Source organism: Desulfosarcina widdelii, assembly GCF_009688965.1.
Lineage (GTDB): Bacteria > Desulfobacterota > Desulfobacteria > Desulfobacterales > Desulfosarcinaceae > Desulfosarcina > Desulfosarcina widdelii.
In genome coordinates this window covers 363331-383786 of the sequence record NZ_AP021875.1, presented here as the reverse complement: position 1 = coordinate 383786, position 20456 = coordinate 363331, and the positions used below count along the sequence as shown (strand labels likewise).

Here is a 20456-nt window from a genome sequence, read left to right as displayed (position 1 = left end):
GGGCGTAAAGATTTCAGCTTCGCTGATAAAAAACCTACAAACATTATATGGCCGGAAGCCACTGATTCTGCAGTTTTTTGATCCGTGGCAATCCGTGTGAATCCGTGTCCTATTCTTCTTTAATGAACCGTGTATCCCTGCTTTTCCAGCACCTCCGCCAACGCACGGCGCGCCCCGCCCTCCCCATGCACCAATTTGATGGCACCGGGTTTTTCGGGCATAGATGTGATCCAGTCGACCAGTCCTTTCTGGTCGGCGTGGGCGGAGTAGCCGGAAAGGGTGTGGACATCGGCGCGGATGGTCTTCCGCTCGCCGTCGAGATATACATATCCGCCGGGCTTCTCGGCGTTATCCTGAATGGCCCTTCCGGGGGTGCCGGCCGCCTGGTAGCCGACGAAAAGGATGTCGCTTTTCGGATCTTCGATGCCCTTTTTCAAATGATCGATGATCCTACCGCCGGTACACATGCCGCTGCCGGCCAGGATGACGGCCGGACCTGCGGCGTCGCAAAGCTTGAGGTGGTCGTGATGTCCCTCTACCGCGTAGAGGCCGTCGAAGTCGATGGGGTGGTCGCCACTGCGTTTAAGATCACGGGCCTCTTTGTCCCAATATTCGGAAAGTCGGGCGTAAATCCTGGTAATCTCCAGCCCCAGGGGCGAATCCACGAACACCGGCGGCCGCTGTACGCCTTGAAGGTCGGGGAACATCGCCTGGCAGTCGGGATTGGAGAACAGGCGGTCCATTTCATAAATCAGTTCCTGGGTGCGCCCTAATGAAAAAGCCGGAATGAAGACCTTGCCGCTGTCGGCCAGGGCCCGCGAGAGGACGGCCCCCAATTGCCGGGTGCGGTGCTGTCGATCACCATGCAACCGGTCGCCGTAGGTCGATTCCATGATGACCCGGTCGGCAGGGTCCGGCGCTTCCGGATCGGGCAGAATGGGGGTATCCTTGGCACCCAGGTCACCGGAGAAAAGCACCGATTCACCGGTATGATCGTCCTGGAAGCGCACGAATGACGATCCCAGGATGTGCCCGGCCCGCTTCAATTTGAAGGAAATCCCCTTTTCCAGGTCGAAGTCCTGGCCGCATTCAAAGCCCCAGGAGAGGTCGTCGATGGACTTATGGATGTTCAGCGCGGTTTGTTCCGGCATACCGGAAAACTTCATGGCGTCGGTCAGCATAGGAATCAGCAGGGCCCTGGTGGGGTGGGAGCAGATGATCTCGCCCTTGAAACCCTTTTGGATCAGTTCCGGCAACCTGCCGATATGGTCGATGTGGGCATGGGTGAGAAACAGGTAGTCGATTTCATCCGGCTGGATGGGCCAACGGTCCATGGAGCGGGCTGGATCGTCGCCCTGGGCCAGGCCGCAGTCCACCATGATGTTCAGGCCGTTGGCCTGCAGCAGGTGGCATGAGCCGGTGACGCAGTTTTCGGCACCTAAATGAGATACGTTCATTTTATCTCAAACCCGCTTCGCTCGAGGCGCAGAGAGCGCAAAGAAGATTAATCAGCCTTCGGCTGGAAAGCATTTTATAGGACACGGATGAACGCGGATGGACACGGATGAACGTCCCGGTTAAATGCGCTTCCCTTTTCACTAACGTGATTTTAACGGGACAGGCGGACGCACACGGATGGGGCTAAAAAATTTCAGCTCCGCTGATAAAGAACGAGGTTTTATCCGCGTGCATCTGCGAAAATCCGTGTCCGATTAATTTTTTACCGACCTTCTCTGCGGCTCTGCGAGAAATTTGTTTTGTCTGTGTTCGTCTGTGTAGGTCGGTCGACAATCGCCAAAATTAGGTATAAGTATCACCTTAAAAATGAAGGGCCGGTTTTTTCAGTAAAAAGTTCGTAAACATCTTTGCGATGGCCAACATAGTGAATTTCGGTGAATTGCTCTGCTTCATTTAATTTGTAAATGATTCTGAATCGTCTTGCCCGAAGCGACCGATAGCCCGATAGCTCACGCTCAAGTCGTTTTCCTGCAAATGGCTCCTGGCTCAATCGGTCCAGCCGTGAACGAATGATGGGCTTCAATGCTGGGTGCAACTTCTTAATTTGATTGCGGGAGGTATCCGAATAGATCAGACGGTAGTGAACCATCAATCGTTCCAAACCGCGTCATGTTCATGGACCCGACCATCCTGAAAATCCTTGGCAGAGGCCCCAAGCGCGTCCAGAACATCCTTATCGACAAGAATTTCAATGGTTTCTAAAAGGGCTTCATATCGATTCGGCGTCATCATGACCCCAACCGGTTCACCGTTCCTCGTCAGGGTTATGGTTGCGTCTTCTTCTTGCATGGTCTTGATGATGTCCAGAAGTCCCCGCTTGACTTTGGTAACAGGCATAATTTGCAGGATATCGGTCATCTTTACCCCCTACTAAATATTTTTATGACCATAATAATATCCATGCCGAAAAGTGTCAATCCTAAGTACAGTTTGTATTTTTTGGGTTGGTTAAATTGGTTATCCACCGCATAGCAGGGCTTCGTCCGAGGCGCGGGAAACTGCTTGTTGTTTGTTGCGGGTCGTCTGTCGTTATCCTTCAACCTACCACCTTCAACCGACTACCTGCTTTTTTCTGCGTGCTCTGCGACTCTGCGAGATACATTTTATTCTTCGCGCCCAGTTTATCCCGTGTCGCGGGACTTCGCTCGAGGCGCAGAGAGCGCAAAGAAGATTAATCAGCCTTCGGCTGGAAAGCATTTTATGGGACACGGATGAACGCGGATGGACACGGATTTAAAACAAACAGTTTTTAGCAGCCTGCGGCTGAAAGACCAAAGATCGAAATTAACCACCCCGGTTAAATGCGCTTCCCTTTTCACTAACGTGATTTTAACGGGACAGGCGGACAAACAAGGACTGACACGGAAGAGATTATACGACGGCCTGCGGCTGGAAAGCATTTTATAGGACACGGATGAACGCGGATGGACACGGATTTAAAACAAACAGTTTTTAGCAGCCTGCGGCTGAAAGACCAAAGATCGAAATTAACCACCCCGGTTAAATGCGCTTCCCTTTTCACTAACGTGATTTTAACGGGACAGGCGGACACACAAGGACTGACACGGAAGAGATTGTACGACGGCCTGCTGCTGGAAAGCATTATTTTATAGGACACGGATGAACACGGATAGGGCGTAAAGGGTTCAGCTCCGCTGATAAAGAACGAGGTTTTATCCGCGTGCATCTGCGAAAATCCGTGTCCGATTAATTTTTTACCGACCTTCTCTGCGGCTCTGCGAGATCGTTTTCGTCTGTGCCTGCCTGTCTTGGTGGATCTGTGGCTAAGTTATTCAAGGTCATTGACTTTTTATGCATATAAATTTATATTTATGCATAAAAAGGAGGCGAGCCATGAGAACTACGCTTGATTTACCCGAGGAATTGGTCTCCGAGGCAATGAAGGCAACTCAGATCAGAACAAAAACCAAAGTGATTATCACTGCTTTGGAGGAATTGATCCGAAAATCAAAGATTGCTGAAATTAAACAATATAAAGGTAAACTCAGTGATTTTGATGTCGATTTGGATGTGTTGCGGGATCGACCATGACGGTTCTTGTCGACTCTTCCGTTTGGATCGACTATTTCAAAGGTGATGGAAACACATCTAAGCTTGACTATCTAATTGATGAGAACCTTATCGCCGTTAATGACCTGATTCTCACCGAACTCATTCCTTTCCTGAAACTGCGTAATCAGCGCAGGCTGGTCAACCTTTTGAATGCGGTCTACAAGATTAAACTTTCCATCCAGTGGAAGCAATTGATGAGTTGGCAATATCAATGTTTAAAAAGCGGTTTAAACGGGATTGGCATCCCCGATTTAATCATCGCCCAGAATGCCCTTCAAAACGATTGTATGCTCTATTCGCTGGATCATCACTTCGAGCTGATCAAAGAAATGATCGGCATCGAACGCTTCGTTTAGATAAAATATGTTTTTTTGCCACGGACACACACGAACTTACACAGACGGGTTTTATCAGCCTTCGGCTGGACAACCAACCAACAAATTGAACAAACCGAACCAACTAACATCGTCTATTTCCCACCGCCCACTTCGTTAGAGACGCAGAGAACGCAGAGGGTTGTTTTGTCCCCTTCGGGGATTGAAAAGCTATGGGTTCTGCATTGATATAGCCCCGATCAATTGAACCATTTCTTGCCATAGCTCCGCCGGGCCAATTACATGGGTTTAAGGAAGTGAGTATTTTTTGGAGTTCGAGCGATTTGTTGCATTTGATATGCCGTTTTGATTATTTCTGAGAATTCTCATTCTTTTTAAAAGGTTAGCACCCATACCAATGATTATACAGTTCAGCGGTATTCATTTTGTCAGAATAATGACGGTATTTATTTGAAACACGAACTTAGTTTAAAATTCCGAATAAAATTTAAAAATTGATGGGACGGCCATTTGGATTCGTTGTATTCGTTGGGTTGGTTAAGTTGGCTATTCACCGCCCGCTTCGCTCAAGGCGCAGAGGACGCAGAGGGCTTTCTTTCCCTTCGGGAAACACTTAATTCATCTTTGCGGTCTTTGCGACTCTGCGAGAGATGTCTGATTTAGTCTGTGTGGATCTGTGGTAAATAGTCAGCTAATTTCATTCTATCGGCAAGTTGGCATATAAATCTTTAATGGCTGATAAAAATGAAGGGCATTTTTTATAGATCTCGACAGCCTGTTCTTCATTGTAAGTATGGGACAGCAAATTTCTGGATTTTATCATTTCCAGAAAAATATCTTCTTTTTTGATAATTGAAAGGGAATACGCTTCCACAAAAACTTGTCTTGGCGATACCGTCCGGACACCGTGTACATCTTCCAAGAAATTTTTCAGCGTCTTCCACATCAACTCATATGTAAATTCGAACCGCTGTATCGTTGCATCCATGACAATTGAAGATTCAGGTTCCTGCAACACTTCGGAAAAACGGTCCATTGCTTTTTTAAAAAGTGCCAGACTTCTTTCCAGTTTGTCCGACGTCATATTTCGATGTCCTTCGCATCTTTTAATGCGATCTTTTTAAATTCATCATCAACAGCATTAAAATCGACAACATCTATTTTCAACAATGTGGGTATCTGTTCCAGTTTTTCCTGGATCGTGAGCAGTTGCTTTGCTGTAATTCGGGTGTCCGACAGGATACCAATATCTATATCGGATCTGTCACTGCTTATATCTTTGGCGCGGGACCCGAACAGAAACAACCGGTAGGTACCCTCTAATTCGTTGCTGATAATCAGTGCAGCCTGTTTTAGAATTTCTTCTATATCCATAGCTCACTTGTAAGGTACCACGGACACACGCGGACTTACACGGACAGTTTTATTCTGCGGCCTGCGGCCGGAAAAGCTCTTAAGTGGGAAACGGATCAACGCCACAGTTAAATTCGCTTTGCTCCTCACCTGTGTGAATTGAACGGGGCAAGCCGATGAACACGGATTTTTGATGCTTGCTGCGTGTCGTAGTTCGTTGAAAGGCGAACTTTATCTTTGAGCCGCTTGACATGGCCCCGTCCAAGCCCCTTGACTTCGCAACCCAGCTGGAAATAGTTGCTGATCTGCTCATCGTTTAGAATTCCGAAGCAGTCGACAATGGCCACCGGCCGGCCGGTCATCTCCACAACCCGCTCCGGGTTCAAATCCAGATACGCGCTATGCCGGACCGCCAGCACGATTGCATCCACGCCGAAGAGGACATCGGCAAGATCGTCATTGACGCTCAATTCGACGAGACCATCCTGGTTCCTGAAAAATCGCTTCAATGAGTGTCCGGGCGCCGGATAGGTGTCCTGCTTCTCGAACTCCCACCAATGCTTGACATAGGGGTCGTGGACGACCACCTCGCCGCCCATTTCAGTCAGTTTGCGCACGATGACTTCCGAACCGGAGTAGCGGGTGTCGCCCACATCCTGGCGGTAGGAAATGCCGAGCACGGCAATCTTGGACGCGGGCACGATCTTGCCCATGTTGCGCAGGGCATCCCGCACAATCTGGGGCGGTCGCAAAGCCCGGGTGTCGTTGATGTCGATGGACATGGGTGTGATTTTGAACAGATCATCGTCGAACCCCATCAGGGTGTGGTACGCCCAGAACCCCAAACCGCCGTCTTTGGGCAGACAATACCCGCCGATGCCAGGACCGGGAAAAAGCATGTTGGAGTGGGTCGGCCGGATTTTAATGGCGTCTACCACCTTGGTGATATCCACACCGTTGCGCTCGGCAAAAACGCTCCACTCGTCCAGAAAAGCCAGCGTAGCGGCACGATAGGAATTTTCCACGATTTTGCAGGTTTCACTTTCGATGGGACGATCCAGGACCGTCAACGGGAATTGGTCGACGTTGAGGATCTCAGAGAGAAATTTTACCACTTTATCACGGGCAGTCCTGTTAATGCCGCTGCAGACCCGCCAGAAATCCCTGATCGAAGAGACATAGTTGCGTCCCGGCATGACCCGCTCGAAGGAATGCGCCAGCAGCGGTTCGGCATCCTTCAGCTCTCTTTTTTCAAAGGCTTTTTTGATGATTGGATAGGCCACGTATTCCGTGGTACCCGGAGGAACGGTCGTTTCAATCAGGACAAGGCAGCCGGGCTCGATCTTTTCGCCGATCACTTTTAAGCTATTCTCCAGGGCACCGATCGCCGCATGCCCTTTTTTCACGTCCCCCAGGGCCTCCTTGTGGTAATCGCACTGCACATCGACCACGACCACATCGGCCAATGAGAGGGCATCGTAGCTGAAGGTGGCGGTGAGCGTCTTTTTTTCCAGGACACAGCGTTTGATAAGCGGTTCGACTTCCGGGTCCTCGGCCTCGACCGGTGCGATCCCACGATTCAGAAAGGGAATTTTCCAAAAAGAGCGTGTAGAAGGACGCTGCATGCCGATGACGAATTTCGTCGGATTGCCCTGGTTGTCCACTGCATCGGCAACCACCCCGGCCATCACGGCGCCAACAAAGCCAACGCCCATGACCACCACAATATCACGGCCAAGTGCACGCTGTTCATCGGCCAATTGCTTCAGGCGGAGCCACTCTTGCGCATAATCGGCTTCAGAGGGAAGCTTGAAAAGTTCACCATCCGGGCTCGTCGAGACGTTTGGTTCTGCTTGGAGCATCGATCTTCCTTTCTTCAGGTAAGGCTTTAGCAGCCTTCGGCTGGAAAGACCTTTTATGGGACGCGGATGAACGTCCCGGTTAAATTCGCTTCGCTCCTCACTTGCGTGAATTGAACAGGGCAGGCAGATAAACGCGGATCGGGCGTATAGAGAATCAGCTTCGCTCATAAAGAACAAGCTTTTATCCGCGTGTATCCGCGAAAATCCGTGTCCGATTTATTCTTGAATTTTTTCCCTATAATCTCGACGTCCTCTGCACCTCTGCGGTGAATACATCCAGGCAACGCCCTCGATCGACTTTGCCGTTGGCATTCTTGGGCAGAGCACGGACAAAGCGCAATTCAGACGGCATTTTGTATTTGGGCAGAAGTGCGGCGCACTTTTCCAGTATCGCTTCCGGAGCGGCATCGCCATTGAGGGGGACGACCAGGGCGGACAGTCTTTTCCCCAGCAGTTCGTCGGCGACCCCCACCACGGCAGCCTCGACGGCCAGTTCGGTGGCCAGCAGGGCATCCTCGACCTCCTGGGGGTTGATACGGTGGCCCCCGACCTTGAGCAGGTTGTCCTTGCGTCCCTCCAAAAAGATGAACCCTTCTTCATCCCGCCATCCAATGTCACCAGTGTGGTAACCGTGGTCATCCAGCACCCGGGCCGTGGCCTGCGGATCCATCCAGTATCCCCGGGTGATGTTGGGGCCGCTGGCCACCACTTCGCCCTTTTCGCCACTGGGCACTTCGGCACCATTCGCATCGAGGATCTTCAAGATGACGCCAGGTATGGCCCGGCCGATAGAGTCGATTTTCTGATCGAACCAATGGGGATCCAACCATGTCAACCGCGCCGATGCTTCCGTTGCGCCGTACATGATGCAGATCTGCGTGCGCGCCGGCAGCGTCTCACGTAAGGCAGTCTTGATCGAGCGGGCCATGTGGCCGCCGGCCTGGGTGACCATGCGTAAATTGGTTAGTCGTTTTTTGTTTGTTGCAAGTGGTGAGCGGTGGAGTAAATAAGCGTAAGTGGAAGGCACCCCGGAGAAAAGGGTGACCTTCTCTTCGATCATCTGGTTGATCACCGTGGCCGGGAACGCGAACTTGTTGTTCAGCACCAGGGTACCGCCAACAGCGAAGATGGTATTGAGCAACGATTGGCCCATCACGTAAAAAAAGGGCAACACGACCATCTGGATGTCGCTGTCGGCCAACTGAAGGTACTGGCAGATGGAATCGGCGTTGGCCACAATGTTGCCATGGGTGAGCATGACACCTTTGGGGGTGCCGGTGGAGCCGGAGGTATAGATGATGTTGGCTAAATTGGTTTCATTGGTTCGTTGGTTAAATTGGTTTGTTGGTTGTGGGTTGTTTTGGATTGGGGGTTGTTTGTAGCTTGTAGCTTGTTGGAAATTAAAAATTGATAGATTGTCGCATACCCATTTCAACTTTGGATTTTGAATGATCAGGGTGTTGAGGTTGGGAACATTTAGATCCGAGGCCTGGAGCAGACGTTCGAAGCGTGCGGAAGAAATGATGACCGTCGGTTCGAGTTCGGCCAGCAGCGGGTTGAGACCGTCGGGCTTCAGGTCGGTGCTCAACGGTACGGCGACGCCTCCGGCTTTGAGTATGCCGTAGTAAGCCACGATGTACTCAAAGCTGTTTTCCATCAGGATGACGACGCGGCCACCCTTTAGGGCACTCCGGTTCACCAGAAATGCGGCCAGCTGGTCGGCTGCCGCGTTGACCTGTCCGTAGGTGGCGCGGGTCTTCTCGTGGATGACAGCCAGTTTGTCTGGGAAACGTTTGGTGGAATTTTCTAAGAAATGATGGATCAGCATTTTAAATATTCACCGCAGAGACGCAGAGTTCGCTGAGGTTTTTCGATGGCCAAGGGCCAAGAAAAGTTTAAATCGTTCTACAAAAAATTAATCTGAAAAATTCAGATATTGGGCTCCAAATTTCTTCCTGAAGGGATAGATTAACCCTCTGCGACCTCTGCGCCTCGAGCAAAGCGGGCGGTAAGATCCAATCGTTCACCGCAAAGACGCAAAGTACGCGGAGGTTTTTTGTTGGCCAAAGGCCAAAAGAAGATCGTTGTTGCACCTTACACGATTTATAAAGCTTTTTCTTCCCGTCAGGAAAATTTAAAAACCTCTGTGCTCTCTGCGCCTTGAGCGAAGAGGGCGGTGAGGATCTTAAGCGGTCTTCCGTTCAAGATAGGCAGCGACATTATCGATGGAATCCAGGTTCTCCGGGATCAATTCCTCATCATCCACCTGAATCTCGTAAGTCTCTTCCAGGAAGGTGACCAGTTCCAGGACGCCGGTGGAATCGATGATGCCCTCTTCCAGGAAGGAGGTGTCGTCTTTCAGCCCGTTGGCGTTGCCGAAGAGAAAATTCTCGATGATGAAGTTTCTGATTTCTGTTTTTTTCTCGCTCATTCTGATTTCATAACTCCTTTTTTATTTTTGCACCGCAGAGACGCAAAGCACGCAAAGTAGATTTATTGTTATCTATTTCCCGTTAGGGAAACTTAGAAAACATCTGCGATCTTTACGACTCGAGCCGAGCGGTCGGTAAGATTCAGTTTTTCACCGCAGAGACGCAAAGTACGCAAAGATTTTGTTGTTGGCCAAGGGCCAAAAGAAGGTTGTTGTCGATAATTGAATTTCAAGATTCTTTTGTTATCTCTTTCCCGATAGGGAAACTTAAAAACCCTCTGCGATCTCTGCGCCTCGAGCGGAGCGGGCGGTAATTTCAGTCTTTTTTGAAATTGTTCACCATTCTGTAAATACCGTCTCGCATCAAGGAAGTATTAAAATTCAATAGCAATCCAAGTTGTAGATTCGCCAGTTTCAAATAAGTTAATAGCTGAGCCTTATGAATAGGAAGGACTGTATCGACCGCCTTTAACTCAAGGATAACAGATTGTTCAACAATGACATCGATTCTATAACCGCAATCAAGCTCTTGCCCTTTATATTTAACGGGCAAGGATACTTGTCGATCAAATCGCAACTCATGTAATTTTAATTCGTGGCAAAGGCATTCTTCATAAGTGGATTCCAGCAAACCTGGCCCAAGTGCTTTGTGTACTTCGATAGCCGCCCCGACAATCTTGTTGGATAATTGATTCAGGTCCATTTTAAATTTTCACCGCAGAGACGCAAAGTACGCAAAGATTGTTTTGTTGGCCAACGGCCAAAAGAAGATCGTTGTTGCAGATCATAAAATTTTATAGCTTTTTCTTCTCGAAGGGAATAAGTATGCCTCTGCGATCTCTGCGCCTCGAGCGAAGCGGGCGGTGCGCCATTGTTTACGTTTCACCGCGGAGACGCAAAGCCTGCAAAGATTCTTTTGTTATCTATTTCCCGTTAGGGAAACTTAGAAAACCTCTGCGATCTCTGCGTCTCGAGCGAAGCGGGCGGTGCACTTTATTTTATTTCGGGGACCGCTTCGATCAGCTGCGGAGATAAGTGCAGGTAGCGCGTGGTAGCGCGCTTGGTATCGATGTCGTCGTACACCCGCTGGATCTGGTCGGGTGAAAGGCCCAATGCATCGGCAATGTCTGCCGGCGTGTAGCCATTGTTCCTGCCGTACAGGCACAGGTCCATCTTGTCGTAGGGCAACGAGAAGTAGAACTCATCCTGCCCCTGGGGCATGGAGTAGGTGTCGGTCGTCGGCGGTCGATTGCGGATCTTTTCCGGAACGCCGAGATGGGCCGCCATCTGATAGACCTGGGATTTGTAAAGATGCGCGATGGGCTTGATGTCGGCAGCCCCATCCCCCAGTTTGACAAAGAACCCCTGATCGTACTCGAGCCGGTTGGGCGTCCCCACGACGGCGTAGTTGAATCGATCCGCGTAGTAGTAATCGAACATTTTGCGGGTGCGCTGCTTGAAGTTGGTGGCGGCAACGATCTCCAGGTAGGCGTCCAGCGGCAGCCGCCTCTGAACCCGGGAACCGTCGGGCGCCTGGGCGACGATGGAAAAGAGGTTGAAGCCCTTGGATTCCATCACGTTGGGGATGACAATCTTGGATTTCCAACCGTCGCCGTATTCGGGAATGGCCTTGCGCACGGCCTCGTCGTAGCGGCGGTAGAAGCCCACCGCCTCCAGTACACCGGAAATGTCCTCGTGGAACCACTTCACCCCGAAGGTTTCGGCAACCGACTTGCTCAGATCGAGGGTGTCGTCCGAAGAGTGGCGTTCGGGCATCAGCAGGGCGACGACCTTTTCCGGACCGATGGCTTTGGCCGCCAGCCCCACGGAAACGCTGCTGTCGATACCGCCGGACAGGGCCACGACCAGTCCCCGGCGCTTGAGCTGTTTGGACAAAAGCGCTCTGATTTGTTCACAGATGTTGTCAGCCTCTTTAGCCGCATCGATATTCAGGATGTCTTTGGAAAATGAATGTTTCACGCTGTTTCCTCGCTTACATTTGTTATTTTACCGCCCGCTTCGCTCGAGACGCGGAGATCGCAAAGGGGTGGTTGTCCCCTTCGGGGAAAGGAAAACCATGGCTCTGCGTACTCTGCGACTCTGCGGTGATTGTTTTTGTCGGTGTGCGGTTATGGCCATTATTATTTTCAACCAAAGACAAACACGGACCACACGGACGAGTTTTAGTCAGCCTGCGACTGGAAAACCGTTAAATGGGACACGGATAAACGCGGATGAACACGGATCGGTCGTAAAGGGGTCAGCTTCGCTGATAAAAAACTGCTCTATCCGCGTGTATCCGCGAAAATCCGTGTCCGACTATTTCACCGATCTTCTCTGCGTGCTCTGCGACTCTGCGGTGATAAATTCAGTCTTCGGCTATAACAGGTTGTCGCCCGATGCTGATGTAGGAAAAGCCCATATCCTTCATAAACGAGCGGGAATACAGGTTCCTGCCGTCGAACACCACGGGCGTCTTGAGTATTTTCTTGATACGAGTGAAATCCGGATTGCGGAACTGGTTCCAGTCGGTAATCACGGCCAGGGCATCGGCCCCTTCGACGGGACCGTACTGGCTTTCCAATACGGCCACCAGCTCGTTTCCTTCCAGTTTTCTGGCCGCATTGTCGCCGGCCACCGGGTCGTAAGCCTTGACCGTCATGCCGGCATCGGTCAACACCTGAATCACATCCAGGGCGGCCGATTCGCGAATGTCGTCCGTGTTGGCTTTGAAGGCCAATCCCCACAAGGCCAGGGTTTTTCCGGCCACGCCGCCCTGCTCCTCGAAAAACCGAATAATCTTATCGGCCAGCATCCGTTTCTGCCGGTTGTTGACCGAATCCACCGCCTCCACAAGGCTCGACATGCAGCCATACGCTTTGGCCGTATCGATCAATGCCCGCACATCCTTGGGGAAACACGAACCGCCGTATCCCACCCCCGGATAGATGAAGTGATAGCCGATGCGCCGGTCGGAGCCGATCCCGGCCCGCACCTCGCGCACGTCGGCCCCCACGGTTTCGCACATGTTGGCCACCTCGTTCATGAAGGAAATCTTGGTGGCCAGCATGCAGTTGGCCGCGTATTTGGTCATCTCGGCGCTGCGCACCCCCATGACGATCATCTTGTCCCGGCTGCGGGCAAAAGGTGCGTAGAGCGTTTCCAGCAGCTTGGCCGTGCGCACGTTGTCCGTGCCAACGATTACGCGATCCGGTTTCATGAAGTCGTTGACCGCGTCGCCTTCCTTGAGAAATTCCGGGTTGGAGACCACATCGAATTCAACGTGCTTTCCTCTTTCCTTCAACTTGGATTCGATGATCTCCTTGACCCGATCCGCTGTCCCCACCGGCACCGTGGATTTGTTGATGATAATTTTGTAATCCTCGATGATCTGCCCGATCTGGGCGGCCACCTCATCCACGTAGGAGAGGTCGCAGGAGCCGTCCGGCCGCGACGGCGTACCTACACAGCTGAAAACGAACAGGGCGTCTTTCATTCCTTCGGCCAGATCCGTGCTGAATGTCAGCCGACCCTCGGCCGCGTTGCGGCTGACCAGCGATTCGAGCCCCGGTTCGAAGATATGAATCTTGCCGGAATTGAGAAGATCGACTACGTCCGGATTGATATCGATGCAGGTGACGTCGTTGCCCATTTCGCTGAGGCAGGCCGCGGCCACCAGGCCGACGTAACCGGTTCCGACGATACAGATGTTCATGATGAAATCCTTGGGAATTTAGGTGGAAGTTGAAGGATTAATGAAACTAACGAACGTCGAACATCGAACGTCCAACTTCGAACATCGAATCAGAGCCTACTGAACACCAAACTTTCAAGGTACTCCCCACACGTCACAAACCGGCAATCCCGGAAGTCGTCAAACATCTTTCGTATTTTCCGTTCTGTTGACGCCAGATTGATGTAGTGTCGAAATCTAAACGAAGCAGGTGCGTTTTTCACCCTTGGCTGCCCGGGATCGACTTCCCAGGGATGGAGGTAGAAGCTGTAGGCACTGTCCCTTTGCAGAATTTTTCGAATGCCTTTTTTAAAAAACATATAGGGAAATAAACGGAAGTAGCCGCCGCCACCGAGGGGGAGAACCCAATTTTTAATTTTGAATGTTGAATTTTGAATGGTAAGGTTGCTTATCGGGATTTCGTAGAAAGATTCCGATATCTGATAGGCGATGCCTGTTTTGCGGAAACCGTTGGTGGAAATCCTGCCGTATCGGCCGTGCTTGTCGAATGAGTTGAAACTGGCGTCGTATCGGTAGCCGGCTGCCTCGATAACCTTCAGAACGTCGTCGTTGATCGAAAAACTGGGTGCCCGGTAACCGACAACCCGGCTGCCGATGATATCTTCAAGGAGTGCTTTGCTGCCTGTAAGATCCTTTTGCAGCGATCCGGCGCTTTCGGCCGTGCACAGGTGATGGTTGCTGCCGTGGGAAGCGACTTCGTGCCCCCGCTGGTGGATCTCCCGGATCAGGCCCGGTAGCTTTTTTGCCACCCACCCCAGCACAAAGAAAGTGGCGCGGACATTTTGTTGGTTGAGTTGGTTTGTTGGTTCGATTCGTTGGTTGGTTTCACTCAACCCATCGGACCCTTGGCCCCTTGAACCCGGCGCCACGTCCTCCAACAAATCCAAGAGGTTGTGGGTGTTTTGCTCGACCCGCAGTTCCCTATCATTCCAGGTGTCAAACGGGATCGACGCTTTGAAATTCTCGACCTGGAACCAGTCCTCGACGTCGACGGTAAATAAGAAAAATTTCTGCTGATTCCTGTTCAACTCGATCATTTGAAGTTCAGGTAATGATTTGCACCGCAAAGACGCAGAGGACGCGAAGAGAAACTATATTTTGCGGACTTCGCCCGAAAAACCGAAAAGGTCTTAGATCGGACAACTTTCTTATATCTTTGGATATCATCTCTCCGAAGGAGACAAAATACCTTTGCGAACTCTGCGACTCGAGCGAAGCGGGCGGTAAAGAAATCAAAAACGAAAAGGCTGATCGGGCGCAAGGGTAACCATCAACGAGGCCCGGTTTTCTTTGTAATCATCCGCATCAATTGTCGAATCAACCGTCCGATACGTGTACCCGGCTCTCACGCTCATCCAGCGCAGCAATTGAAAGGAAAGACCGCAGCCGACGCGGAGGGTATCATCTTCTCGCCTGGGTGTGGTTTCCAAATAGTCGCGACTGCCGTAAACGCCTTCGATATCCCCTGTCAGCCGCCGGGTGAAGCCGTAATCTGCGGTGAGGCTCGCTTCATAATACTCGTAGACGCCAAGATCTTCTGCGGTTACAGATGTGTAATTATACCCGCCTTCACCGGAAAGGCTGATGGACCCGCGCTGGAACCGTTTGGTCAGGCTGACATTAACCGGCGTTACCGATTCACTGTCTCCATCCTCTACGTCCAGGTAAACATAGTGAACGCCCACGGTAAGGTCCATGGTCGGGCCGATGGCGTAATCAATCCCCACAGCACCGTCGTAAACATCATAATCCGGATCGAGATCTTCGACGGGCCTGTGTAAGGTTTGCTCGTAAGAGAGAAATCCGGTCAGATGAGGATTGAAGCGGTGATTGCCCCGAAAACGCCCGGTAATTTCAGAGTAGTCGTCCAACCCTTCGTCGTAGCGGCCTTCATAGTAATCCCCTCCGATTTCCACGCCCCAACGGATGTTGAACCAATAGGTCAAACCGGCGCCGCCGCCATAATTCTGGCTGTCTTCTATGGTGGGGTCATCGTTTTCCAGTGAACTGTATGAGCCATCTGCGTAAACCGTATTTTCCGCACCGAACTGATGGTCGATTCTGGCGCTGGTGGTGTTTCGCGTATATGTATTGCGGCTGCGACGAATGGTCAGATCGTATTCGTCAATGGGATCTTCCGTCTGCAAAAAGGCATGGGTCAGGGACAAGCGGGTGTTGCGGGCGGCCTGCCACCACCCGTCGGCCGAAGCGGCGTGGCTCCAGTATGCGTCGTAGGTGTCGTCATAATAATCGACATAGGAGGGATCATAGCTTAAGGCCAAGCCGGCTGGCCTTCCCGAAAGGTCGATGGTGATGCCGGGGGTCACCGAGGTGATATAGTCCGACTCCGGACCAGGTTCGGCATCGTCGGAAACCAGCCGCACGTTATCGGTGTATTCCGTCCCCACGCTCAGTCGCGGGGTGATTTCCATTGCTGCGTAGAGATGGGGCGCTGCACACAGCGACATGATGACAGCCAAGACAATTCCAGTAGTTTTCTTCATCGCAGCTTATCCCTTTTTGATTTTGCACCGCAGAGACGCAGAGGGCGCAGAGGTTTAACACGGATATGTTTAATCAGCCTTCGGCTGGAAGGACATTTTACAGGACACGGATAAACGCGGATGAACACGGATTTAAGTAGCGGGTTGGGGGTTGTCCACCGGCAACCTGCAACCAACCACCTACTACCAACGAATCACAGCTTTCAACCAACAAAACCAATGAACCAACCGAACCAACCAACCGCTCCTAACTCCCCGCTCTCAGCCCTGCGCGACCTCACATCACACATCACACATCGCATATCTCATATCCAATCGCTTTTAACCAACAAAACCAATCCAACCAATTTAACCAATCAACCAATTAAACGATCTGATGTCTTTGTGCCCTTTGCGACTCTGCGAGAGATATCTTTTTTTGTTTGTGTCCGTCTGTGTGGGTCGGTGGCCAATTTGATCAATCAAGGAACGACAATGGTATCGTCGGCACGAATTTCGACATTCTGGCTGAAATCCTTGCCCTTGACAATATCTTTGTAGTCGATTCGAATGACGGTTTCCTTGCCCTGATCGCGCCTGAACAGGATGATCTCCTTCTTCGAGGCCCACTCGGTAAATCCGCCGGCCAGGGCGAAGGCCTGCAACACGGTCAGGTTCTTGGTAAGCGGGTATTCGCCGGTGTTGACCACCTCGCCCAGGATGTAGAATCGTTTGCTGGCCGCACTGCGTATCGTAACGGTCACGTGGGGTTCCGAGACATACGCTTTCAATCCATCTTGAATGTCCAGCTTCAACTGGGTCGGCGTCTTACCCGCTGCCATCACGTCGTCCAGCAATGGAAAGGAAATCATTCCGTCCAACCGTACAATGATCTCCTCCCGTGAGAAATCTTCTTCTTTCCAGGTGACAATCTCGAGAATGTCTCCATTTCCGATAATGTAGGATTCTTTTGGAGATTGAGACAAACCCGTTTGCGGTACAGCGAAGAGCAATACAGCGAGAATACCCAAGCTTGCTATTTTTTTACGCATATGAGGCTCCAATGGTTGATTGGTTATGTTAGTTGAATTCGTTGTGTTGGTTGAATTTGTTTTTTTGGTTATTTGGCTGGATTTGTTATTTTGTTGAGTTTGTTTGTTGGTATCGCTTGAGGTATGCAATCATTCCATTGATCTTTTTCCATACGGTATTTCCAGATTCATTCAGCTCTTCCATTTCATTTTCATTGATATAGCTCTGATCCAATGCCACATAAGCATGACTTATGGTTTCGGCTATGGATGAACGAGAATAATCAAGAAATTTCAAAAAATCTTTCGAACTGCTTCGATGAAAACCTTCTGCGATGTTTGGACTTTCCCCAAAAAAGTAGACACGGTTAAAAGCAAACTGCTGATTTCATGGTCTGTTCGAATTGGGCTGGGGTTTTGTAGCCCAATGTAGAATGTTTGCGTTTCCGATTGTAATAGATCTCAATGTACTCGAATATTGCCCTCAAGGTGTCTTGAGGCCCCTTGAAGCGTTCATGGTGAATCAATTCCGATTTGATGATGCCGAAAAAAGACTCGGCCACCGCGTTGTCCCAGCAGTTGCCCTTGCGACTCATGCTTTGAACGAAACCATGCTTATTCAACACTTTTCGAAAATCCTTGCACGCATACTGAACCCCGCGATCCGAATGGATAATCAATCCGGGACCGGGGCGACGCTTGCGGATCCCGCGGGCAAGCGCTGTAAGCACCATTTCCGTGCTCAAAGAACTGCTCAGCGCCCAGCCGACCACCATACGGGAAAACAGATCGATAAAGACCGTCAGGTAGAGCCAGCCACGTGCGGTAGCGATATAGGTGATATCCGACACCCACGTCTTATCAGGGCCGTCCGCCGTAAAATCGCGCTGCAACAGATTCTTCGCGACCGGATAGGAGTGCTTCGAATCGGTGGTCGTCCGATATTTGCGCCGATAGATCGAACGCAGCCCCATTTCCTTCATTCTGCGGGCAACCCGGTTTTTGCTGACTGGAAATCCCATGTCGTTGAGTTCATCCGTGATTTTCGGACTGCCACAGCGCCTTTTATGTCTGTTGAAAATGGCCTTGATGTGAACGTCCAGGCGCCGATTCTCAATCGCCCGTTTGCTCTCGGGACGGTTGCGCCAATGGTAATAACCGCTGCGAGACACCGAAAGAACCCGGCACATCTTCTCAACACTCCAAAGAGTGCGGTGCCCGTCTATGAACCCGAATATCTGTTCGGGTCCTCCGAGAAGATGGCCACGGCTTTTTTTAAGATGTCACGTTCCTGCCGAAGTCGCTCGTTTTCACGCTTGAGACGCCGCAACTCATCGTCGTCTGGCTTGAGGCGGCCTTTACCTGGAAACGCCTGGTCGCCATCATTACGCAACTCGCGTTTCCAGCGACTGATGATGCCTTGGCTGATGCCAAGGTCGCGTTCGATTTCGGACTGTGTGTTGCCTGGCTCCGAAGCCAGTCGCACCGCTTCGATTTTAAATTCTTTGTCAAATCGTTTTCCCATGGTGGAACACCTCCTGTTGCCTCATACAACTTGGCTGTTCGGTGTGTCCACTTTTTTGAGATGATCCAGTTGGCCATAGAAGAGACAGCGCTTCTTCTGATTTGGCTGATTAAATCGAAATCCCTTTTGAAGCCTTCCTTTTTTGTCAATCGATAGACACGACGGACAAGAAATCTTGCTTCTTTCCAACAATCGAGATCTTCAAAACGCTTTATCGTCGCCACTTGTCACCCCTTGGCGTTCCAATCAATCCTTGAACCAATCAAACCAACAAAACCAATCTAACCAATCAACTGTTTCTACTGTCCCCTAACCAATCAAACCAACTTAACGAATCAAACGAACCAACATTTTCGGAAATTTTTAATTCTGGATTCTGGCTCCTGTCTCCTGTCTTCTGACTTCTGGATTCGAAATACTACATCCTGTAGTATTTCTTGTACCACTCCACAAACCGCACGATTCCCTCTTCAATGGAAGTGGCCGGCTTGAAACCGACATCCCTGATCAGATCGCCCACATCGGCGTAGGTGGCCGGAACATCACCGGGCTGCAGGTCCATGAAATTTTTTATGGCCTTTTTACCCAGTGCGTTCTCGATGGCCTCGATAAAATCCATCAGCTCAACGGGATTGTTGTTGCCGATGTTGTAAATTTTGTACCGGGCATAGGACGTACCCGGGTCGGGGGCATCTCCCGACCATTCCGGATTGGATTCCGGAAGGTTTTTCATCACACGGACCACGCCTTCAACGATGTCGTCGATGTAGGTAAAGTCCCGCTTCATTTTTCCGTGATTGAAGACATCGATGGGTTTGCCTTCCAAAGTTGCTTTGGTGAACAGGAACAGCGCCATGTCCGGCCGTCCCCAGGGACCATAGACGGTAAAGAACCGCAGACCGGTGCAGGGCAGGTCGAACAAGTGGCTGTATGTGTGGGCCATCAGTTCATTGGATTTCTTGGAGGCCGCATACAATGACACGGGATGATCCACATTGTCATGAACGGAAAAAGGCATGTTGGTGTTGGCGCCATATACGGAGCTGGAGGAGGCGAAAACGAGGTGTTTGACAGCATGGTGTCGGCAGCACTCCAGAATATTGACGAAACCGACCAGATTGGATTCCACGTAGGCTTGTGGATTGGTCAGCGAATAGCGGACACCGGCCTGGGCAGCCAGGTTGACCACCACTTCGACCGGTTCGTCCTTAAAAATTCGCTCCAGTCCGTCGCTGTCCGCCAAATCGGTTCTGAAAAAGGAAAAGCCGGTGAAGCTTTTCAGGATTTCAAGGCGGGCCTGTTTGAGTTGTGGGTCGTAGTAATCGTTCAGATTGTCGACGCCCAAGACCCGATAGCCATCTTCGAGCAGCCGTTTGGAAAGGTGAAAGCCGATGAAGCCGGCGGTACCGGTAATTAGGGCAGAATCGAAATCAAGTTTCATTCAATATTCCTTTTTGGGAACCGATTCGTAGAACCACACAGGTGCAACGTTTTTAGCCACGGACACATACAGACTTACATGGACAAGCTTTAAAGCAGCCTGCGGCTTTAAGAAATTACCGCCCACTTCGTTCGAGGCGCAGAGGACGCAGAGGGTTGTTTTGTCCCCTTCGGGGAGAGAAAATCATGGTTCTGGAGTCTTTGCATCTCTGCGAAATCGTTTTTGTCTGGACATCCCTGTTTGAGTCGGCGCCTATTTTCAGCATTAGCCACGGATACACACGGGCGAGTGTTAAAAACAGCCTTCAGATAGAAAGACCTTTTAATGGGACACGGATGAACGCGGATAAACGCGGATTGGACATAAAATTGTCAGCTACGCTGACACATTGCTTCTTTGGCTAAATTTGTTTTGCACAGGTATCTCATTATAAATACGATCCTTTTCGGCCGGAGGCCACACACCTTTTTTTGATCCGCGTTTATCCGCGAAAATCCGTGTCCCATTATTTTAAGCATGTGGATCCGAAAGGACTGCCGTGGGCATGAACAATTTTGAATTGGTGAGCCGTTTCGCTTCTTTAATTCAGAATTAAGAATTCATAATTTAAAATTGAATCGGCCTTGGGCCGATTCACATAGCTCCGCTTG

General features: G+C 50.7%; 20 protein-coding genes and 1 pseudogene. 3 read left to right on the top strand and 18 right to left on the bottom strand.

What is annotated here, in order from left to right:
- Positions 1–119: 119 nt before the first annotated feature.
- The 3 genes from GN111_RS01790 to GN111_RS01780 all read right to left on the bottom strand — a co-directional run bounded on the left by GN111_RS01790 (position 120) and on the right by GN111_RS01780 (position 2376).
- Positions 120–1457: an MBL fold metallo-hydrolase gene (locus tag GN111_RS01790; protein WP_155302106.1), complete on the bottom strand. Its 1338-nt coding sequence runs from the start codon at positions 1455–1457 to the stop codon at positions 120–122.
- Positions 1458–1813: 356 nt separating this feature from the next.
- Entirely contained in the window at positions 1814–2107 is a 294-nt protein-coding gene (locus tag GN111_RS01785) for a type II toxin-antitoxin system RelE family toxin (RefSeq protein WP_155302105.1), read from the bottom strand.
- A complete protein-coding gene (locus GN111_RS01780; protein ID WP_155302104.1) occupies positions 2107–2376 on the bottom strand; it encodes a type II toxin-antitoxin system Phd/YefM family antitoxin in 270 nt (89 codons plus the stop codon). Before GN111_RS01780 ends, GN111_RS01785 begins: the two co-directional genes overlap by 1 nt.
- Before the next feature lie 566 nt (positions 2377–2942).
- Here GN111_RS01780 and GN111_RS01775 point away from each other — a divergent pair.
- The 3 genes from GN111_RS01775 (at position 2943) to GN111_RS01765 (ending at position 3947) form a co-directional block, all read left to right on the top strand.
- On the top strand, positions 2943–3131 hold the full coding sequence (locus GN111_RS01775; protein ID WP_155302103.1) for a hypothetical protein: 189 nt from the start codon (positions 2943–2945) through the stop codon (positions 3129–3131).
- A gap of 241 nt (positions 3132–3372) precedes the next feature.
- On the top strand, positions 3373–3570 hold the full coding sequence (locus GN111_RS01770; RefSeq protein ID WP_155302102.1) for a type II toxin-antitoxin system VapB family antitoxin: 198 nt from the start codon (positions 3373–3375) through the stop codon (positions 3568–3570).
- The gene (locus tag GN111_RS01765; RefSeq protein WP_155302101.1) at positions 3567–3947 is read left to right on the top strand and encodes a PIN domain-containing protein; all 381 of its coding nucleotides are present in this window, start codon (positions 3567–3569) and stop codon (positions 3945–3947) included. The genes GN111_RS01770 and GN111_RS01765 overlap by 4 nt, the downstream gene beginning before the upstream one ends.
- A 676-nt stretch (positions 3948–4623) precedes the next feature.
- On the opposite strand, the gene GN111_RS01760 is transcribed toward GN111_RS01765, so the two are convergent.
- From GN111_RS01760 to GN111_RS01690, 15 genes and pseudogenes are all read right to left on the bottom strand, one after another.
- Positions 4624–5010 (bottom strand): HI0074 family nucleotidyltransferase substrate-binding subunit, encoded by a 387-nt coding sequence (locus tag GN111_RS01760; protein ID WP_155302100.1) that lies wholly within the window; start codon positions 5008–5010, stop codon positions 4624–4626.
- A complete protein-coding gene (locus tag GN111_RS01755) occupies positions 5007–5300 on the bottom strand; it encodes a nucleotidyltransferase family protein (RefSeq protein WP_155302099.1) in 294 nt (97 codons plus the stop codon). Before GN111_RS01755 ends, GN111_RS01760 begins: the two co-directional genes overlap by 4 nt.
- Before the next feature lie 125 nt (positions 5301–5425).
- Complete coding sequence (locus GN111_RS01750; RefSeq protein ID WP_155302098.1) at positions 5426–7141, bottom strand: nucleotide sugar dehydrogenase; 1716 nt, start codon at positions 7139–7141, stop codon at positions 5426–5428.
- 235 nt (positions 7142–7376) lie between these two features.
- The gene (locus GN111_RS01745; RefSeq protein ID WP_155302097.1) at positions 7377–8969 is read right to left on the bottom strand and encodes a class I adenylate-forming enzyme family protein; all 1593 of its coding nucleotides are present in this window, start codon (positions 8967–8969) and stop codon (positions 7377–7379) included.
- 357 nt (positions 8970–9326) lie between these two features.
- Complete coding sequence (locus GN111_RS01740) at positions 9327–9572, bottom strand: acyl carrier protein (protein WP_155302096.1); 246 nt, start codon at positions 9570–9572, stop codon at positions 9327–9329.
- A 316-nt stretch (positions 9573–9888) separates the two neighbouring features.
- Positions 9889–10275: a GxxExxY protein gene (locus tag GN111_RS01735; protein ID WP_155302095.1), complete on the bottom strand. Its 387-nt coding sequence runs from the start codon at positions 10273–10275 to the stop codon at positions 9889–9891.
- 290 nt (positions 10276–10565) lie between these two features.
- Positions 10566–11552, bottom strand: coding sequence for an NAD(+) synthase (gene nadE / locus GN111_RS01730; RefSeq protein ID WP_155302094.1), 987 nt, complete (start codon positions 11550–11552; stop codon positions 10566–10568).
- A gap of 388 nt (positions 11553–11940) precedes the next feature.
- Positions 11941–13287, bottom strand: coding sequence for a UDP-glucose dehydrogenase family protein (locus GN111_RS01725; protein WP_155302093.1), 1347 nt, complete (start codon positions 13285–13287; stop codon positions 11941–11943).
- An 89-nt stretch (positions 13288–13376) separates the two neighbouring features.
- On the bottom strand, positions 13377–14363 hold the full coding sequence (locus GN111_RS01720; protein ID WP_155302092.1) for a DUF3473 domain-containing protein: 987 nt from the start codon (positions 14361–14363) through the stop codon (positions 13377–13379).
- Positions 14364–14558: 195 nt separating this feature from the next.
- Complete coding sequence (locus tag GN111_RS01715; protein WP_155302091.1) at positions 14559–15830, bottom strand: outer membrane beta-barrel protein; 1272 nt, start codon at positions 15828–15830, stop codon at positions 14559–14561.
- 461 nt (positions 15831–16291) lie between these two features.
- Positions 16292–16861, bottom strand: coding sequence for a polysaccharide biosynthesis/export family protein (locus tag GN111_RS01710; RefSeq protein WP_155302090.1), 570 nt, complete (start codon positions 16859–16861; stop codon positions 16292–16294).
- Positions 16862–16946: 85 nt separating this feature from the next.
- The gene (locus GN111_RS34330; RefSeq protein ID WP_155307881.1) at positions 16947–17177 is read right to left on the bottom strand and encodes a four helix bundle protein; all 231 of its coding nucleotides are present in this window, start codon (positions 17175–17177) and stop codon (positions 16947–16949) included.
- 31 nt (positions 17178–17208) lie between these two features.
- Positions 17209–18365 (bottom strand): IS3 family transposase gene (locus GN111_RS01700; RefSeq protein ID WP_231715477.1). Its coding sequence is split into 2 segments (ribosomal slippage): positions 17209–18107 and positions 18107–18365, totalling 1158 coding nucleotides; the frame shifts between segments, so codons are not numbered across the junction.
- A gap of 80 nt (positions 18366–18445) precedes the next feature.
- Positions 18446–18589: pseudogene (locus GN111_RS34325) on the bottom strand (four helix bundle protein); the annotation flags it as partial.
- A gap of 194 nt (positions 18590–18783) precedes the next feature.
- Positions 18784–19806: an NAD-dependent epimerase gene (locus tag GN111_RS01690; protein ID WP_155302088.1), complete on the bottom strand. Its 1023-nt coding sequence runs from the start codon at positions 19804–19806 to the stop codon at positions 18784–18786.
- Positions 19807–20456 lie beyond the last annotated feature (650 nt).

What these genes read in the sequence shown, in the direction of transcription:
- GN111_RS01790 (WP_155302106.1), bottom strand. Translation starts at nt 1,457, where the DNA reads ATGAACGTATCTCATTTAGGTGCCGAAAACTGCGTCACCGGCTCATGC.
- GN111_RS01785 (WP_155302105.1), bottom strand. Translation starts at nt 2,107, where the DNA reads ATGGTTCACTACCGTCTGATCTATTCGGATACCTCCCGCAATCAAATT.
- GN111_RS01780 (WP_155302104.1), bottom strand. Translation starts at nt 2,376, where the DNA reads ATGACCGATATCCTGCAAATTATGCCTGTTACCAAAGTCAAGCGGGGA.
- GN111_RS01775 (WP_155302103.1), top strand. Translation starts at nt 2,943, where the DNA reads ATGGACACGGATTTAAAACAAACAGTTTTTAGCAGCCTGCGGCTGAAA.
- GN111_RS01770 (WP_155302102.1), top strand. Translation starts at nt 3,373, where the DNA reads ATGAGAACTACGCTTGATTTACCCGAGGAATTGGTCTCCGAGGCAATG.
- GN111_RS01765 (WP_155302101.1), top strand. Translation starts at nt 3,567, where the DNA reads ATGACGGTTCTTGTCGACTCTTCCGTTTGGATCGACTATTTCAAAGGT.
- GN111_RS01760 (WP_155302100.1), bottom strand. Translation starts at nt 5,010, where the DNA reads ATGACGTCGGACAAACTGGAAAGAAGTCTGGCACTTTTTAAAAAAGCA.
- GN111_RS01755 (WP_155302099.1), bottom strand. Translation starts at nt 5,300, where the DNA reads ATGGATATAGAAGAAATTCTAAAACAGGCTGCACTGATTATCAGCAAC.
- GN111_RS01750 (WP_155302098.1), bottom strand. Translation starts at nt 7,141, where the DNA reads ATGCTCCAAGCAGAACCAAACGTCTCGACGAGCCCGGATGGTGAACTT.
- GN111_RS01745 (WP_155302097.1), bottom strand. Translation starts at nt 8,969, where the DNA reads ATGCTGATCCATCATTTCTTAGAAAATTCCACCAAACGTTTCCCAGAC.
- GN111_RS01740 (WP_155302096.1), bottom strand. Translation starts at nt 9,572, where the DNA reads ATGAGCGAGAAAAAAACAGAAATCAGAAACTTCATCATCGAGAATTTT.
- GN111_RS01735 (WP_155302095.1), bottom strand. Translation starts at nt 10,275, where the DNA reads ATGGACCTGAATCAATTATCCAACAAGATTGTCGGGGCGGCTATCGAA.
- GN111_RS01725 (WP_155302093.1), bottom strand. Translation starts at nt 13,287, where the DNA reads ATGAACATCTGTATCGTCGGAACCGGTTACGTCGGCCTGGTGGCCGCG.
- GN111_RS01720 (WP_155302092.1), bottom strand. Translation starts at nt 14,363, where the DNA reads ATGATCGAGTTGAACAGGAATCAGCAGAAATTTTTCTTATTTACCGTC.
- GN111_RS01715 (WP_155302091.1), bottom strand. Translation starts at nt 15,830, where the DNA reads ATGAAGAAAACTACTGGAATTGTCTTGGCTGTCATCATGTCGCTGTGT.
- GN111_RS01710 (WP_155302090.1), bottom strand. Translation starts at nt 16,861, where the DNA reads ATGCGTAAAAAAATAGCAAGCTTGGGTATTCTCGCTGTATTGCTCTTC.
- GN111_RS01690 (WP_155302088.1), bottom strand. Translation starts at nt 19,806, where the DNA reads ATGAAACTTGATTTCGATTCTGCCCTAATTACCGGTACCGCCGGCTTC.